At 69.5% G+C, this 16,476-nt stretch carries 15 protein-coding genes; 4 read left to right on the top strand and 11 right to left on the bottom strand.

All coding sequences use genetic code 11. The features are described 5' to 3' along the window. Nucleotides 1-7: 7 nt before the first annotated feature. Entirely contained in the window at nt 8-1,420 is a 1,413-nt protein-coding gene (locus tag YU1_RS0107130; RefSeq protein ID WP_029003487.1) for an FAD-binding oxidoreductase, read from the bottom strand. A gap of 221 nt (nt 1,421-1,641) precedes the next feature. On the opposite strand from YU1_RS0107130, the gene YU1_RS0107125 reads away from it, so the two are divergent. After that, a complete protein-coding gene (locus tag YU1_RS0107125; protein ID WP_029003486.1) occupies nt 1,642-2,151 on the top strand; it encodes a thioesterase family protein in 510 nt (169 codons plus the stop codon). A 352-nt stretch (nt 2,152-2,503) separates the two neighbouring features. Then, nucleotides 2,504-2,689, top strand: coding sequence for a hypothetical protein (locus YU1_RS0107120; protein ID WP_029003485.1), 186 nt, complete (start codon nt 2,504-2,506; stop codon nt 2,687-2,689). Nucleotides 2,690-2,704: 15 nt separating this feature from the next. On the opposite strand, the gene YU1_RS0107115 is transcribed toward YU1_RS0107120, so the two are convergent. The 5 genes from YU1_RS0107115 to YU1_RS0107095 all read right to left on the bottom strand — a co-directional run bounded on the left by YU1_RS0107115 (nt 2,705) and on the right by YU1_RS0107095 (nt 9,857). Continuing rightward, a complete protein-coding gene (locus YU1_RS0107115) occupies nt 2,705-3,622 on the bottom strand; it encodes a 50S ribosomal protein L11 methyltransferase (protein ID WP_029003484.1) in 918 nt (305 codons plus the stop codon). A gap of 123 nt (nt 3,623-3,745) precedes the next feature. Then, nucleotides 3,746-4,990 carry a GGDEF domain-containing protein gene (locus tag YU1_RS28355; RefSeq protein WP_051356585.1) on the bottom strand — a complete coding sequence of 415 codons (1,245 nt, stop codon included), beginning with the start codon at nt 4,988-4,990 and terminating at the stop codon, nt 3,746-3,748. Nucleotides 4,991-5,155: 165 nt separating this feature from the next. Next, the gene (locus tag YU1_RS0107105; protein WP_198018856.1) at nt 5,156-7,483 is read right to left on the bottom strand and encodes an ATP-dependent helicase; all 2,328 of its coding nucleotides are present in this window, start codon (nt 7,481-7,483) and stop codon (nt 5,156-5,158) included. A gap of 292 nt (nt 7,484-7,775) precedes the next feature. Beyond that, nucleotides 7,776-8,381, bottom strand: coding sequence for a hypothetical protein (locus YU1_RS31820; protein WP_029003482.1), 606 nt, complete (start codon nt 8,379-8,381; stop codon nt 7,776-7,778). Between the two features lie 234 nt (nt 8,382-8,615). Next, a complete protein-coding gene (locus tag YU1_RS0107095) occupies nt 8,616-9,857 on the bottom strand; it encodes a penicillin-binding protein activator (RefSeq protein WP_245263252.1) in 1,242 nt (413 codons plus the stop codon). A gap of 279 nt (nt 9,858-10,136) precedes the next feature. On the opposite strand from YU1_RS0107095, the gene rsmI reads away from it, so the two are divergent. Together rsmI and YU1_RS0107085 are read left to right on the top strand one after the other, a co-directional pair. After that, on the top strand, nt 10,137-11,126 hold the full coding sequence (gene rsmI / locus YU1_RS0107090) for a 16S rRNA (cytidine(1402)-2'-O)-methyltransferase (RefSeq protein WP_156921991.1): 990 nt from the start codon (nt 10,137-10,139) through the stop codon (nt 11,124-11,126). A 2-nt stretch (nt 11,127-11,128) separates the two neighbouring features. Then, entirely contained in the window at nt 11,129-11,524 is a 396-nt protein-coding gene (locus tag YU1_RS0107085) for a YraN family protein (protein ID WP_029003479.1), read from the top strand. A gap of 49 nt (nt 11,525-11,573) precedes the next feature. Here the strand turns inward: YU1_RS0107085 and YU1_RS0107080 are convergent, their stop codons facing one another. The 5 genes from YU1_RS0107080 to YU1_RS0107060 form a co-directional block, all read right to left on the bottom strand. Then, on the bottom strand, nt 11,574-12,569 hold the full coding sequence (locus tag YU1_RS0107080; RefSeq protein WP_029003478.1) for a branched-chain amino acid ABC transporter permease: 996 nt from the start codon (nt 12,567-12,569) through the stop codon (nt 11,574-11,576). A 7-nt stretch (nt 12,570-12,576) separates the two neighbouring features. Further along, nucleotides 12,577-13,458 carry a branched-chain amino acid ABC transporter permease gene (locus YU1_RS0107075; protein ID WP_029003477.1) on the bottom strand — a complete coding sequence of 294 codons (882 nt, stop codon included), beginning with the start codon at nt 13,456-13,458 and terminating at the stop codon, nt 12,577-12,579. A gap of 128 nt (nt 13,459-13,586) precedes the next feature. After that, nucleotides 13,587-14,813: an ABC transporter substrate-binding protein gene (locus YU1_RS0107070; RefSeq protein WP_029003476.1), complete on the bottom strand. Its 1,227-nt coding sequence runs from the start codon at nt 14,811-14,813 to the stop codon at nt 13,587-13,589. A gap of 53 nt (nt 14,814-14,866) precedes the next feature. Then, on the bottom strand, nt 14,867-15,589 hold the full coding sequence (locus tag YU1_RS0107065) for an ABC transporter ATP-binding protein (RefSeq protein ID WP_029003475.1): 723 nt from the start codon (nt 15,587-15,589) through the stop codon (nt 14,867-14,869). Beyond that, nucleotides 15,582-16,364, bottom strand: a complete 783-nt coding sequence (locus YU1_RS0107060; RefSeq protein WP_245263251.1) for an ABC transporter ATP-binding protein — start codon at nt 16,362-16,364, stop codon at nt 15,582-15,584. Before YU1_RS0107060 ends, YU1_RS0107065 begins: the two co-directional genes overlap by 8 nt. Between the last annotated feature and the right edge of the window lie 112 nt (nt 16,365-16,476).

Here is a 16,476-nt window from a genome sequence, read left to right as displayed (position 1 = left end):
CGGGGCCTTACATCGAGAGGATCTTGCCGGGGTTCATGATGTTGTGCGGGTCGAACGCGTGCTTGATCGACCGCATGGCCTCCAGCGTGCCGGCGCCGTGCTCGGCGAGCAGGTACTTCTTCTTGCCCTCGCCGACCCCGTGCTCGCCGGTGCAGGTGCCCTCCATGGCCAGCGCGCGCTCCACCAGCCGCTTCATGAACACCTCCGCCTTGGCGATGTCCGCCTCGTCGGTGACGTCGACCATCAGCGTGGTGTGGAAGTTACCGTCGCCCACATGGCCGACGATGGGGGCGACGAGGCCCATCTCGACGATGTCGGCCTTGGTGGCCTCCACGCATTCGGCGAGGCGGGAGATCGGCACGCAGACGTCGGTGGCCACCGCCTTGGCGCCGGGGCGCAGCGGCAGCACGGACCAGTAGGCGTCGTGCCGGGCCTGCCACAGCTTGGTGCGGTCCTCGGCCTTGCCGGCGAAGGCGAACGGTCCGCCGCCATTGTCCGCCGCGATCTCGCCGAAGCGCTCCGCCTGCTCGGCCGCACCCGCTTCCGTGCCGTGGAACTCCAGGAACAGGTGCGGGGTCTCGGGCAGGGTGAGCTTGGCATAGGCGTTGGAGGCGCGCACCTGCACCTCGTCCAGGAGCTCGATGCGGGCCACGGGAATGCCGGACTGGATGGTCTGGATCACCGCGTTGCAGGCGTCCGAGATGGTGGGGAAGGGGCAGACGCCGGCCACCACGCTCTCCGGGATGCCGTAGAGCTTCAGCGTGATCTCGACGATGATGCCGAGCGTGCCCTCGGCGCCGATGAACAGGCGGGTGAGGTCGTAGCCGGCGGAGGACTTGCGGGCGCGGCGGGAGGTGGTGATCAGCTCGCCGCTGGGCATCACCACTTTGAGCGACAGCACATTGTCCTTCATGGTGCCGTAGCGCACGGCATTGGTGCCGGAGGCGCGGGTGGAGGCCATGCCGCCCAGCGAGGCGTCGGCGCCGGGGTCGATGGGGAAGAACAGGCCCTGGTCGCGCAGCTCCTCGTTGAGCCGCTTGCGGGTGACGCCGGGCTCGATCACGCAGTCGAGGTCCTCGGTGTTCACGGCGAGGATGCGGTTGAGGCCGGACAGGTCGATGCAGACGCCGCCGTAGGGCGCGTTCACATGGCCTTCCAGCGAAGTGCCGGCGCCCCAGGCTATGACCGGGATCTTGTGGGCCGCGCAGATGCGCACGGCGGCCTGCACGTCCTCCACGCTGGCGGCGAAGACCACGGCGTCCGCGGGCTCGTTGGGCAGGAAGGTGGTGACATTGGCATGCTGCTCGCGCACCGGGCGCGACATCACGACCTTGTTACCAAGCTGGGCACTGAGTTCGGCGAGGGCCTGCCCGAGCGTTTCCTCGTTTGCGAAGGAGGTCTTCGCAGCCGCACCAAGCATTTAGAATTCCTTAACATATGTGGCGGGGGCATTTCCGGCGCGAGTGTATCGGGCCGGGAGGCTCGTGAAAACGGGTCTCGCAATGGGGCGGAAAGACGAGGGCATCTGCTTTTCGATTCCGCATCGGAGCCAATCTTACGCCACTTCGATAGTGACCGATGCCTCCAGTAACGGCACACTGAGTGCCTGACGAGCACCTTCCGGGACAGGAGGTCTCTCCCATGCTGGACACCACGGACTTCGAACCGGTCTTCTTCGCGCCCTTCGTCTCCTCGACGATGGCGGTCGAGCGGGATTGGACGGACTATAACGGCCATCTCAACGTGGCCTATTACAGCCTGATGTTCGACCGTGCGTTCGACGAGGCGCTGGCCCTGCTCGGGTTCGGGCCGCATGCGCTGGCGCGCCGCAACACATCCTTCTTCACGGTCGAGACGCATACCCGCTACCTGCGGGAGCTTGCCACCGGTGTGCCGGTGCGCGTCACCCTGCGGCTGGTCGATTATGACGACAAGCGGCTGCACCTGTTCGAGAGCCTGCACCACGGCACCGAGGGCTGGGTGGCCGCCACCACGGAGCAGATCGCTTTGCACGTGGACCTGGACAGCCGCCGCGCCCGCACCATGCCCGACGACGTGCTGGAGCGGATCGCCGCCATGCGGGCGGCCCACGCCACCCTGCCGCCGCCGGACGGCATCGGCCGCAGCGTCGGCATGCGGGCGCGCTGCTAGAGCGCGATCCGATCAGATTGACTCAATCTGATCGGTGAATCGCCCTCTAACACGTTGATAGAGCAGGCGCCTGGGCTGAGCCGCATGGGCGGTGGGCGGCCCTGATGGATAGCGCGCGCCCGGTTCGGACGGGCCTTCCCGCCGGCCGGTGCGTGTGGCGCGGCGTGCCGCAACCGTCTGCGCGCGACCGGAGCGGGAAAGCCGCTCGAGCGCTGCGTCGCGCGGGCTTGTGCCCAGCTTGCGGGCATGTCTGCGCTGCGTGCAGGTCAGACATGCTGACCTATCAATTCTGCTGCGGCGCAACACGGACTATCTTGCAGTGCAGATATTGCAGTGCAAGAGGGCCGCCATCATGAGCGCCGTAAGCTACACCACCCCGAAGTACGTGCCCGCCCAGGCGAACGCTCAGGCGAATGCCGAGCCGAAGAAGGGCTTCTTCGCCCGCGTGCTCGACGCCATCATCGCCGCCCGCACCGAGCAGGCCGAGCGCGAAGTGCTGAAGTACATCCAGCGCCCCGGCCGCTACCCGCTGCTCTGATCTGATTGCCCGGGGTCAGATCCGCCGGGGCGCCGCCCCGGTGGCAGAGAGGATAAGGCTGGTCCAGCCGTCGATGTCGCGGCGCCGCACCAGCTTCAGGCCCTGCGCCCGATATGCCGCCAGCGCCGCATTGGCGTGGCTGGGGAGCAGGCCGGACAGCACCAGCCATCCGCCGGGGGCCAGCAGCGGCCGCACCGGGCGCGCCAGCCGCTTCAGCGGCGGCAGCAGGATGTTGGCCAGGATCAGGTCGTAGGGCGCCGAGGCCCGCACACTCGTCGCGTCCACGCCTGCCGCCAGATGCAGGGTCACGAACGGGCCCGCGCCGTTGTAGCGGGCGTTCTCCCGCGCCGTGCGCACCGCCACCCAATCGAGATCGCTCGCCACCACCGGCCGGCGGAACTCCCGCGCCGCGGCGATGGCCAGCACGCCCGTCCCCGTTCCCACATCGAGAATGCGCGCCGGCGTGCGCTGCTTGGCCATGTCGGCGATGGCGGCGAGGCAGCCCTGCGTGGTGCCGTGGTGGCCGGTGCCGAAGGCCAGCGCCGCCTCGATCTCGATGCCGATGGCATTCACCGGCACCCGGCTGCGGTCATGGCTGCCATGGACGATGAACGGGCCGACCCGCACCGGCGCGAGGCCGTCCAGGCTCGCCGCCACCCAGTCGGTCTCCTCGATGGCGTGGAACGTCACCTGCGCCGCCATCTCCGGGCCGGCCGCGATGGTCACCAACTCGCGCAGCAGGTCGGCGTCGAACGCCTCGCCGGCATAGAGCTCGATGGCCCAGGCGCCGTCCGGCTGCTCGAAATTCGCCACCGCCACCTCGGCCGGATCGAAATGCTCGGCCAGGAAGTCGGCCACGCGGCGGGCCTCGCGCTCGGGGGCGCTCAGGCGCATCACATGGGTGGCGTCGTTGGGCGGCAGACCTTCCAGCATCCAATCCTCGAACTTTAAGCGGGCGCGTCGCGCGGCGCATGGCTGCACGGTCAGTGCCAGAGCCGCCGCCGGATATCCAGTGCCATCATACGCCGATGCGCGCGTCGGTGCGCGAAAGCCCGCTCAGCCGCTGAACATGCCGGCCACCTGATTGGGGCCGAGGCGGCGGGCCTCCTGCACCCGCTGCTCGGCCGCCCGCAGCAGCGCGCTCACGCTGCTGCCGTCCTGCGGCGTGGTGGCGACGCCGATGCTCAGGGTGTGCGGCGGCCCCTCGGAAGCGCCCAGCACCGCCTCGGTCTCCCGCCGCAGCAGCGCGGCCACCTGCATGGCGGCCTGGTGCGGCGCGCCGGGGGTGAGGATGGCGAAGATGTTGTCGTGGTAGCGCACCACATAGTCGCCGGAGCGGATGCCCTCGCCCAGCGCCTCGCCCACCCGGCGCACGACGGCATTGCGCTCCTCCAGGTCCGGCGCGGCGGGGTCCTGGCCGTCGATATGCATCAGCAGCAGGCTCATGGGCCGTCCGGTCAGCGTGGTGACGGACAGCAGGTGGTCGCAGATCGGCTCGAACTGCGAGGTATGGAAGGTGCCGGTGAGCGGATCGTAGCGCCGCGTGGCCGGGCGGGAGGCCGGCGTGCCGGGGCGCATGGCGCGCCAGATCTCGTGCGGGTCGCGCAGCCCGGTGGCGGGCTGGGCCTCGATGTGGGTCAGGTACCAGGCCAGCACGCCGCTGAAGACCGCCGCCGCCGCCAGCTTGCCGAGCCAGCCGCCGAGGCCGGCGGCGAGCGGGATGTTGAAGGAGAAGTGCAGGGCGGTGAAATAGCCGATCTGGTCGATGGTCAGCGCCAGCACCAGCGCGATGAAGGCCGGCAGCCAGAGGCCGAGGCGGGAGGCGCGCGCCAGGCGCTCGTAGAGCACGAACATGCCGAGGCATTCGACGAACAGCAGCAGGTTGCCCCACAGCATGAGCACCGCATATTTGCCCAGCAGCGGCACGTCGAGCGCGATGGGCAAAGGCAGGCGGGTGTGGCCGATGGCCAGCGTCGCCACCAGCAGGAACACCACCACATTGCCCAGCAGCATGCCGTAGAGCGGCTGGCGCGCGACCGGCGCGTCCTCGCGGATATAGGTCAGCAGCAGCAGCGCGATCTTGCCGGAGAACAGCATGGCCGAACCGGGCGACAGCGCGAGGCCGAACGGCATCTTCAGGTAGAAGGAGATGGCCAGGTAGGTCTCGAGGAAATGGGTGGTGCCGAGCGCGCAGAAGAACGCGCCGATGCCGATGAGCCGCCGGGCGCGGAACAGCGCCAGCATGCCGCCGAAATAGATCGCCATCTGCGCGGCGATCACCAGGAAATTACCGAGATACATGGGCGGGGAAATCGGTGTCGGAGCCAGAAATGGCCGCGCGCGGCAGCAGGCCAACCGCATGTTACCCCGCGCGGAGATGCCGCGACAGGTGCGGCTGCGCTTTTCTGCCGCCCCGAGCTTGCGCGAGCCCGCCGTTGCGGCGGGCGCCCCCGGCTTTTCGGTGGCTCAGACCTTCTCGACGAAGCTGTCCAGCACCCGCTTCTCGCCTGCCTTGTCGAACTGCACCGTCAGCTTGTTGCCGTCGATGCCGGTGATCTCGCCATAGCCGAACTTGATGTGGAAGACCCGCTCGCCGCGATCGAAGGCCGAGGCCGCGCCGGTGGAGGACGCGATCAGCGTGCCCTCGATCACCGTGGGGCCGGAGCGCCGGTTGGCCGCGCCGAAGCCGCCGCGCGGCCCGGCGTCGCGGCTGTCCGCGCGGGCATTCTGCGCCCGCTGCCAGCCGGGCGTGGCATAGGTGGAGGCGAACGGCGCCGCATTGTCGAACCGGCTGCCGCCATAGCCGCCCCCGCCCTGGCCGGCGGACCCGCCCCAGCCGAAGCCGCCCTTGGATTCCTGCACGTCCACATGGGCGTCGGGCAATTCGTCCAGGAAGCGGCTGGGCACGGTGGAGTTCCACATGCCGTGGATGCGCCGGTTGGAGGCGAAATAGACCCGCGCGGAGGCGCGGGCGCGGGTGATGCCCACATAGGCCAGCCGCCGCTCCTCCTCCAGGCCCGCCTTGCCCTGCTCGTCCAGCGCCCGCTGGTGGGGGAACAGGCCCTCCTCCCAGCCGGGCAGGAAGACGGTGTCGAACTCCAGGCCCTTGGCGGAGTGCAGCGTCATGATCTGCACCGCGTCGTCGCCGGCGCCGCTGTCCACGTCCATCACCAGGGAAATGTGCTCCAGGAAGCCGGAGAGGTTCTCGAACTGCTCCATGGAGCGGACCAGTTCCTTCAGATTCTCCAGCCGGCCGGCGGCTTCCGCCGAGCGGTCCTTCTGCCACATCTCGGTGTAGCCGCTCTCGTCGAGCACGATCTCGGCCAATTCGGTGTGCTTGGTGGTCTCGCCCTGCTCGCGCCAGCGCTCGAACGACTGGACGAGGCCGCGCAGCGTGCCGCGCAACTTGGGCTTCAGCTCCTCGCTCTCGGTGAGCAGGCGCGAGGCTTCCATCAGAGGCACGCCGTGGGCGCGGGCGACATCGCGGATCTGCTTGATCGCCACGTCGCCGATGCCGCGCTTGGGCACGTTGACGATGCGCTCGAAGGCGAGGTCGTCGGCGGGGGAGATGACGCAGCGCAGGTAGGCCAGCGCGTCGCGGATCTCGGCGCGCTCGTAGAAGCGCGGGCCGCCGATGACGCGGTAGTTGAGGCCGAGCGTGACGAAGCGGTCCTCGAACTCGCGCATCTGGAACGAGGCGCGCACCAGGATGGCGATCTGCGACAGGGGATGGCCGGCGCGTTGCAGCGCCTCGATCTCGTCGCCGATGGCGCGGGCTTCCTCGCCCGAATCCCAGGCGCCGGTGACGGAGACGCGCTCGCCGGCCTCGCCCTCGGAGAACAGGGTCTTGCCGAGGCGCCCCTCGTTGAAGGCGATGAGGTGCGAGGCGGTGGCCAGGATATGGCCGGTGGAGCGGTAGTTGCGCTCCAGCCGGATCACCTTGGCGCCGGGGAAGTCGCTCTCGAAGCGCAGGATGTTGTCCACCTCCGCGCCGCGCCAGCCGTAGATGGACTGGTCGTCGTCGCCGACGCAGCAGACGTTCTTCGAGCCCTGGGCCAGCAGCCGCAGCCAGAGATACTGGGCGACGTTGGTGTCCTGATACTCGTCCACCAGCAGGTATTTGAACCGCTTGTGATAGTCCGCCAGCACGTCGGGATGCTCGCGGAACAGGCGGATGCCCTCCAGCAGCAGGTCGCCGAAATCCACCGCGTTCAGCGCCTTCAGCCGCGCCTGATAGGCGGCGTAGAGCATCTGCCCGCGCCCGTGGGCGAAGGCCGAGCCCTCGCCGGCCGGCACCTGCTCGGGGGAGAGGCCGCGGTTCTTCCAGCCGTCGATGGCGGCGGCCAGCATGCGGGCGGGCCAGCGCTTCTCGTCGATCTGCTCCGCCGCGAGCAACTGCTTCAGCAGTCGGATCTGGTCGTCGGTGTCGAGGATGGTGAAGCCGCTCTTCAGGCCCACCAGCTCATAGTGCCGGCGCAGGATGCGCACGCCGATGGAATGAAAGGTGCCGAGCCAGGGCATGCCCTCCACGGCGTCGCCGACCATGGAATGGATGCGCTCCTTCATCTCCCGCGCGGCCTTGTTGGTGAAGGTCACCACCAGGATCTGGGAGGGGAAGGCGCGGCCCTGGGAGAGGATGTGGGCGACGCGGGCGGTGAGCACGCGGGTCTTGCCGGTGCCAGCGCCGGCGAGCACCAGCAGCGGCCCGTCCAGGGTTTCCACCGCGTCGCGCTGCTCGGGATTGAGGCCGTCGAGATAGGAGGCGCGCGCCGGGGCGCCCGTGGGAAGGCCCATGCCCGCGCGCGCCCGCTCGGCGATGCCGCCGGGCTTCAGCGCCGGGCGTTCCACCCCGGTCTCGCTGCGGCGGGTGTCGCTCAGGCCGGTCTCGCTGCGGGCAACCTCACGGCGCGCGCCGTCGGCGGGCAGGCCGTGCTTCTCATGGGGCATGGATAACGAACATGGGCAATCGCGGGTCTCGTCCTCGGGCACCGATTCTGGTGTGAGAACAAAATGGCACCGCAAGGGCGGGATTGCGAGGGGCAAGCCCCGCCTTTGTGGAAACGGCGCCCGCAGGCGCCGTTTCAGCTCACCAGTTGGCGCGGCAGACGCGCTGCGACCAGTAGGGGCTCCACCAGCACTTCAGGAAGCCGCGCACCTCGCGCATGGGCCGGAAGATGGTGGGGGCGGAGGTCAGGCTCACCAATTCGCCGGTGGGCGGCAGCACGCCGTCGAGCACCACGGTGTTGAAGGTCAGCGTGGTGCCGGAGAGGCTGGCGGCGCCGAGCTCGACGATGGCCTGGGTCGGCACCGGGCCGAGCGTGGTGAGGGAGACGTTCGGCGGATCGTTCTTCATGGTCGCCACGGTGGCGTTCCACATCTTGACGAACTGCTCGGTGGTCATGGTGCCGCCGATCCGCTCGGGGCGGTCGATGGTGAAGGCGGTGGTGGGCGACACGCCGGTCAGGGTCAGCACCTTGCCGTCGAAGGAGAGGGCGGCCGACTGCTGGGTCAGCATCATCTCGATGGGACGGGCGATCTCGATTTCCGGCTGGCCGGGGGCCGGGTCGGCGGCCTGGGCCTGCGCGGCGGGGGGCGTGGCCGGGGCGGTGCCGGCCGCCGGCGCGGTCTGCGCCAGCGCGGCGAAGCCGGAGACGGCCAGGATGAGACCCGCCAGAGGTGCAATCACTTTCATGGACCTGTCTTCCTTCCAGAGCACGTTCGGACCTCATTGCATGGCAACCGGGCCGGTAAAACGCTCTCTACCAACGTTCAGAGACTGATTCACCGTTCAGGTTGATGCAACCTGAACGGATCAGGCTCTTGTGGCCCGGGGCCAGCGCGGGGACGCGCCGGACCCTATAGCGGATTCTGCGGCCAAACCAAGCTGTGACGCTGCGTCGGCCCGGCGATCCCGGTGCGCGGGGTCTCAGCCGCCGGCGAAGGTGCGCGGCGGCGGGCTGATGACGGTGGCCGCGCCGCCGCGGATCTCCAGCACCGCCAGCGCCCGCTCGTTGGTGCCGTCCAGCTTCAGCCGGAAGGCGCCGTCCACGCCGGCGAAGCCCGACGGATTGGTGAGGGTGGTGCTGTTCAGACCCTCGGCGCCCTGGGTGCGCACGATCGCGCCCACCAGCGACACCGCGTCATAGGCGAGCGTCGCCGTGCGCACCGGGTCGGAGCCGTAGCGCGCCTTGTAGCGGTCGGAGAAGGAGCGCCAGCCGGTGGCGTCGGGGGCGGCGAACTGCGCGCCGTCCATCTGCGGCACGCTGAACAGGCGCGGCTCGTCCCACAGGCCGGTGCCCAGCAGGCGGATGCGCTTCAGGTCGATGCCGGTGGCGGCGAGCTGCTGCACCACGTTGGTGACGCTGTCGGCGGCATCGGGGATGAAGATGGCGTCGGTCTGGGCGGCCACGTCCGCCACCCGCTTCACCGCGTCGGCGAGGCGGGCGGGGGTGTAGCGCTCCAGCGCCATCACCCGGCCGCCGGTCTCCGCCACGGTCTGCTGGAACGCGCCCTGCACCACGGTGCCATAGGCATTCTCCGGCAGCAGCGCCGAGAACGAGCGCTTCCCCTGGCTGGCGGTGAAGCGGATGATGCGGTCCACGTCGGTCTGCGGCAGGAAGCTCAGCAGGAAGACGCCGTTGCCGGCCACGTTGGTATCGGTGGAGAAGGCCACCACCGGCACGCCGCGCGGCCGCGCCACCTGGGCGGCGGCGCCCACCGCATGGGCGAACAGCGGCCCGAGGATGATGCGCGCGCCCTCGTTGATGGCGGCTTCCGCCGCCGTGCGCGCGCCCTGGGTGGTGCCGGCATCGTCCTTGATGAGGAGCTGGAACGGCGGCTGGCCCATCTCCGCCATGGCCAGCTCGGCGGCATTCTTCAGCGCCTGCCCGGCCAGGGCCGCATTGCCCTGGGCGCCCAGCGGCAGGATCAGCGCCACCACCGGGCCGGAGGGCAGGGGGGCGCTGGCGACCTGTGGGGTCGGCGCCGCCTGGGGGCCGGTGGCGAGCGGCGCCTCGCCGCCGGCACAGGCGGCCAGCAAAGCGGCCGCGGAGACCGAGCCGGCCAGCTTCAGCCCGCCGCCGAGCAGCGACCGGCGGGTGAGGCCGGAGGTCTGGTCCGCCATGAGGGAAGCCTGGGCAAAGCCGGGGGGCTGAACGCGATCGGTCACCACTCTACTCCTCGGAGCCCAGAATGCCCCGTCGGGCACGCACATAACAAAGCCGCGCCGGCACGGAAAGGCACGCGGGCCTGATCCTGCGTCGGCATCGCAATCCCCAGCCTTTCGGCGATCCTGTCACCGGCGCGCGGCCCGCGCGATGCCGCGCCGGCGCCTGCCCCGGTGACCGGCGGTCACGTTATCGGCATCGCGCCGCCCTGTCATGGTGTCCCGCTACGCATGTGCGCTACCGGCTGTCGCCGGCGGGCCGCCCGCTCTATGCTCGGGGACATGAGCCAGCACACTTCCCCGCTGTCGTCCGACGTCCCCGCGCCCGAGGACGGCGACACCGACCTGCCCAGTCTCGCCGCCGAAGGCCAGGGCACCGGCACCTTCACCCTGCTCGGCCAGACCGTGGCGGCGCGGCGCCTGGAGACCGGGCTGCACGTGGTGGCGACCCCCATCGGCAATCTGTCCGACATCACGGTGCGGGCGCTGGAGACGCTGGCGGGCGCGGGGCTGATCGCCTGCGAGGACACGCGCATGACGCGCCGTCTCACCGAGCGCTACGGCATCACCACGCACCTCGTGCCCTATCACGACCACAACGGCGCCTCCATGCGCCCGAAGCTGCTGGCGCGCCTCGCGGCGGGCGAGGCCATCGCGCTCGTCTCCGACGCCGGCACACCGCTGGTGTCCGATCCCGGCTACAAGCTGGTGGTGGAGGCGGCCGCCGCCGGCTTCCGCATCCATCCGGTGCCCGGCGCCTCCGCGCTGCTGGCCGCCCTCGTCACCGCCGGCCTGCCCACCGACCGCTTCCTGTTCGACGGCTTCCTGCCGCAGAAGGGCGGCCAGCGGCGCAACCGCATCGCCGAGCTGGCGCCGCTGCCATCCACGCTGGTGCTCTATGAGACCGGCCCGCGCCTCGCCGACAGCCTCGCCGACCTGGCCGAGGGGCTCGGCGACCGCCCCGCCGCCGTGTGCCGCGAACTGACCAAGGCGTTCGAGGAGACGCGGCGCGGCCCGCTGTCCGAGCTTGCCGCGCATTACGCGGAGGCCGGCGCGCCACGCGGCGAGATCGTGCTGGTGATCGGCCCGCCGCTGGAGGCCCCGGCCGCCGACGACGACGTGGACGCCGCGCTCGCCCGCGCCCTGGCGGTGCATTCGCTCAAGGACGCGGTGGCCGCCGTCACCGCCGCCACCGGCCGGCCCAAGCGCGAGGTCTATGCCCGCGCCCTGGCGCTGACCAAGGGCGGCGCGGACGGCGACGGCACCGACTGAGCATGGCCCGGCCGCCGCCCGCCGACACGCCGGCGCGCCGGCGCCGCCAGGCCGCCCATGCCCGGGGGCTCGACGCCGAGGCGCGCGCGGCGGGCCTGCTGGAAGCGCGGGGGTTTGCCATTCTGGAGCGCCGCCTGCGCACCGGGGCCGGCGAACTGGACCTGGTGGCCCGCTGCGGCGACCTCCTGGTGTTCTGCGAGGTGAAGCTGCGCGCCGATCTCGTGGTGGCGGCGGAAAGCCTGCAACCGCGCCAGCGCCGGCGCATCGCGGCGGCGGCGGAAGCCTATCTCGCCACCCGGCCGGAGCTGGCCGGCCTCCACATGCGCTTCGATGCCGTCCTGCTCGGCCGCGACGGCGGGGCCGAGCATCTGGAAGGGGCGTTCGACCTCGACGGATAGGGCGCCGCAGGCAATGGACGCCCTGCCCGTGACGGCAGGGCGCGCGGGCTCAGTGGCCGGCGGGGGCGCCGGGCTTCTGGCGGCTGAACAAAGCGATGACCTCGCCCACGAGGCCGCGGCGGAACAGCGACACCACCACCACGAAGATCACGCCCTGGATCACCAGCACCCATTCGCCGAAGCCGGCGAGATAGTTCTGCATGGTGACGATGATGCCGGCACCGACCACCGGGCCGAGCACCGTGCCCATGCCGCCGACCAGCGTCATCAGGATGACTTCGCCGGACATCTGCCAGGCGACGTCGGTGAGGGACGCGAGCTGGAACACGATGGCCTTGGTGGCGCCGGCCAGCCCGGCCAGCGCGGCGGAGAGCACGAAGGCCAGCAGCTTGTACTGGTTCACCCGGTAGCCCAGCGAGATGGCGCGCGGCTCGTTCTCGCGGATGGCTTTCAGCACCTGCCCGAAGGGCGAGTGGATGGTGCGGTAGATGATGGCGAAGCCGATGACGAAGATCGCCAGCACCACATAATAGAGATTGAGGTCCTTGGTGATGTCGATGAGGCCGAAGACCGCGCGCCGCGGCACGCCCTGCAGGCCGTCCTCGCCGCCGGTGAAGCGGGCCTGGAGGCAGAAGAAGAAGAACATCTGCGCCAGCGCCAGCGTCACCATGGCGAAATAGATGCCGAGGCGCCGGATGGCGAGCAGGCCGGCGACGAGGCCGAGCAGCGCGGCGAAGGCGACGCCGGCGAGGATGCCCAGTTCCGGCGTCAGGCCCCAGTTCTTCACCGCATGGGCGCAGATATAGGCCGCGCCGCCGAAGAACATGGCGTGGCCGAAGGACAGCAGGCCGACATAGCCGAGCAGCAGGTTGAAGGCGCAGGCGAACAGCGCGAAGCACAGCACCTTCATCAGGAAGACGGGATAGATCGCGAGCGGGGCGGCGATGAGCAGGGCAAGGGCGATGGCGGCGCCCACGAGGCGCAGGACGCCGCCCGTGGAGGCCGGGCCGCCCGCGAGGGCTGCGGGAGATGATGTGGTGCTCATGACGCCCTCACTTGACCGTGCCGAACAGGCCGGCCGGCTTCACCAGAAGCACGATGGCCATGATCACGAAGATGACCGTGGAGGAGGCCTCCGGATAGAACACCTTGGTCAGCCCCTCCACGAGGCCGAGGCCGAAGCCGGTGACGATGGCGCCCATGATCGAGCCCATGCCGCCGATCACCACCACCGCGAACACCACGATGATGAGGTTGGAGCCCATGGTGGGGCTCACCTGATAGGCGGGCGCGGCGAGCACGCCGGCCAGCGCGGCGAGGCCGACGCCGAAACCGTAGGTCAGCGTGATCATGCGCGGCACGTCGATGCCGAAGGCCTGCACCAGGTCCGGCCGCTCGGTGGCGGCGCGCAGGTACGAGCCGAGCTTGGTGCGCTCGATGACGAACCAGGTGCCGATGCAGATGGCCAGCGAGAACACCACCACGAAGGCGCGGTAGTTCGGCAGGAACATGAAGCCGAGATTGGTGCCGCCGGGCAGGGGATTGTTGTACGGCAGGCCCGAGGAGCCGTACTGCCGCCGGAACAGGCCCTCGATGATGAGGCCGAGGCCGAAGGTCAGCAGCAGGCCGTAGAGATGGTCGAGATGGTAGAGCCGCCGCAGCAATGTGCGCTCGATCACCATGCCGATGATGGCGACGATGATCGGCGACAGCACCAGCGCGCCCCAGAACGGGATGCCCACGTAGTTCAGCAGCATCCAGGCGCCGAAGGCGCCCATCATGTACTGCGCGCCATGGGTGAAGTTGATGACGTTGAGCAGGCCGAAGATCACCGCGAGGCCGAGGCTCAGAATGGCGTAGAAGGCGCCATTGATGAGGCCCAGAAGCAGCTGGCCGAACAAAGCTTGCGGCGCGATGCCGAGGAGCTCGAACATGGGGCGGTCTCAGATCCCGGTGGGTGCGGTCGAAGGGGCAGAGGCCGGCGCGGGCCGCGCGCGGCCTGCGCCGGGAAGGGCCGGCGGGACGTGACGCCGCCGCCGGTCCCGGTGTTTCGGCTGACGCCTCAGCTCTTCTTGACCAGCGGGCACTCGCTCTCGCTCAGCGGGCGGAACGCCTCGTTGGCGGGAATGGTCGCCTTCAGGGTGTAGTAGTCGTAGGGATACTTGGATTCCGACGGCTTCTTCACCTCGAACAGGAACATGGGGTGGATCTGGCGGCCGTCGGCGCGGATCTCGCCCTTGCCGAACAGCTTGTCGTCGGTGGGCAGCTTCTTCATCTCCGCCACCACCGCGGCGCCGTCCTTGTCGGCGCCGAGCGCGGCCACCGCCTTGAGATAGTGCAGCGTGCCGGCATAGACGCCCGCATGCACCATGGTGGGATGCACGCCGCGATTGGCCGCGGCGAACTCCTTGGCGAAGGCGCGGTTCTCGTCGGTCATGTCCCAGTACCAGGCTTCCGTCAGGGTCAGGCCCTGCGCGGTCTTCAGGCCCAGCGAGTTGACGTCGGAGAGGAAGATCAGCAGGCCGGCGAGCTTCTGCCCGCCTTCCACGATGCCGTATTCCGCCGCCTGCTTGATGGAGTTGATGGTGTCGCCGCCGGCATTGGCGAGGCCGATGATCTTGGCCTTGGACGACTGCGCCTGGAGCAGGAAGGAGGAGAAGTCGGCATTGTTGAGCGGCACGCGCACCTGCCCGACCACCTTGCCGCCGTTGGCGGCGACGACGGCGGCGGTGTCGCGCTCCAGCGCATGGCCGAAGGCATAATCGGCGGTGATGAAGAACCAGGTGTCGCCGCCATTCTTGGTGATGGCCTTGCCGGTGCCGTTGGCCAGCGCCCAGGTGTCGTAGGTCCAGTGCACGGTGTTGGGCGTGCAGGCCTTGCCGGTGAGGTCGGAGGCCGCCGCGCCGGAATTGATGAACACCTTGTTCTTTTCCTTGGCCACCTGGTTCACCGCCAGGGCGACGCCGGAATTGGGCACGTCGAGGATCACGTCCACGCCGTCCACGTCGAACCACTGGCGGGCGATGGCGGTGCCGACGTCCGCCTTGTTCTGGTGGTCGGCGAACACCACGTCCACCTTCAGGTTCTTGCCGGCGGGGGTGGCGAGGAAGTCCGCCACCGCCTTCTTGGCGGCCCAGACCGAGCCGGGGCCGCCGAGATCGGCATAGAGGCCGGACTGGTCGTTGAGCACGCCGATCTTGACGGCGAGGGGGGCTGCGGGGGTCTGGGCCTGGGCCGCGCCGGCGGCCAACAGGCTGCCGGCGGCCAGGAACATGGCTGCAAGACGCATTTCGTTTCCTCCTGCCGGACGGACCGGCGTGTCGCTGTACGAAATCCCCGGCTTCAGACGCCGAGGAAGGCTTCCAGACGCGTCGCGTTTTCTGCGATCTTGTCGTTGGGCACCATGTCCACCACCCGTCCGTGCTCGACCACATAGTGGCGGTCGGCGACAGTTGAGGCGAAGTGGAAGTTCTGTTCGACGAGCAGCACGGTGAAGCCGCGCGTCTTCAGCGNGCGGATGATCTCGCCGATATGCTGCACGATGACCGGCGCGAGCCCTTCGGTCGGCTCGTCCAGCAGCAGGAATTTCGCCCCGGTGCGCAGGATGCGGGCGATGGCCAGCATCTGCTGCTCGCCGCCCGAGAGCTTGGTTCCCTGGCTGCTGCGGCGCTCGTGCAGGCGGGGGAACAATTCGTGGATCTCGTCCACGGAGAGGCCGCCGGGCTTCACCACGGGGGGCAGCAGCAGGTTCTCGCGCACGTTGAGGCTGGCGAAGATGCCGCGCTCCTCCGGGCACAGCGCGATGCCGAGCCGGGCGATCTTGTTGGGCTGGAGGCCCACCGTCTCGGTGCCCTCGTAGCGGATCGAGCCGGCGCGCTTGCGCAGCAGGCCCATGATGGCGCGCATGGTGGTGGTCTTGCCGGCGCCGTTGCGGCCGAGCAGGGTGACCACCTCGCCGGGGCGCACCTCGAAGCTCATGCCATGCAGCACATGGCTCTCGCCATAGTGGCCATGCAGGTCGTCGACCTTGAGCAGCGCCTCAGCCGATGTCCGGGCTTCAACCATGACCGTGCCCCGTGCCCATGTAAGCTTCGACCACCTGCGGGTTCTTCGACACCTCCGCATACGGACCCTCGGTGAGGATCTCGCCCCGCGCCAGCACGGTGATGGTGTCGGACAAGTCGGCGACGACGGAGAGATTGTGCTCCACCATCAGCACGGTGCGGTTGGCGGACACGCGCTTGATCAGCTCCGCCGTGCGGGCGATGTCCTCGCGGCCCATGCCGGAGGTGGGCTCGTCCAGCAGCAGCATCTCCGGCTCCAGCGCCAGCGTGGTGGCGATCTCCAGCGCGCGCTTGCGGCCGTAGGGCAGTTCCACCGCCAGGTGCTGGGCGTAGGAGGCGAGCCCCACTTCCTCCAGCAGTTCCATGGCGCGCTCGTTCAGCGCGTCGAGCGCGCCTTCCGGGGCCCAGAAATGGAACGAGGTGCCGAGCTTGCGCTGGAGGGCGACGCGCACGTTCTCCAGCACGGTGAGGTGGCCGAAGGTGGCGGAGATCTGGAACGAGCGCACCATGCCGAGCCGCGCCACGTCGGCGGGCTTGGTGCGGGTGATGTCGCGCCCGTTGAGGCGGATCGCCCCGCGGGTCGGCTCCAGGAACTTGGTGATGAGGTTGAAGCAGGTGGTCTTGCCGGCACCATTGGGCCCGATGAGGGCGTGGATGGTGTGGCGGCGAATCTTGAGGTTCACGTTCTTGACCGCGGTGAACCCCTTGAACTCTTTGGTGAGACCTTCAGCTTCAACGATATAGGGCACGTCTGAGACAGTGTCCGGAATCGCCACGGGCGCCTCGCTTGCGTTTGCGCCAGACCGCACGGCGGTTCTGGCGTACTCCCTTGGAACGCGCCTTAATGGTTAGCGCTTATGTTGGCAGCGACCGTAGCACGGTAGGAAT

This window comes from Azorhizobium doebereinerae UFLA1-100 (assembly GCF_000473085.1).
GTDB lineage: Bacteria > Pseudomonadota > Alphaproteobacteria > Rhizobiales > Xanthobacteraceae > Azorhizobium > Azorhizobium doebereinerae.
The sequence above is the reverse complement of the archived record's forward strand: the minus strand, read 5'-3'. Positions and strand labels throughout refer to the sequence as shown.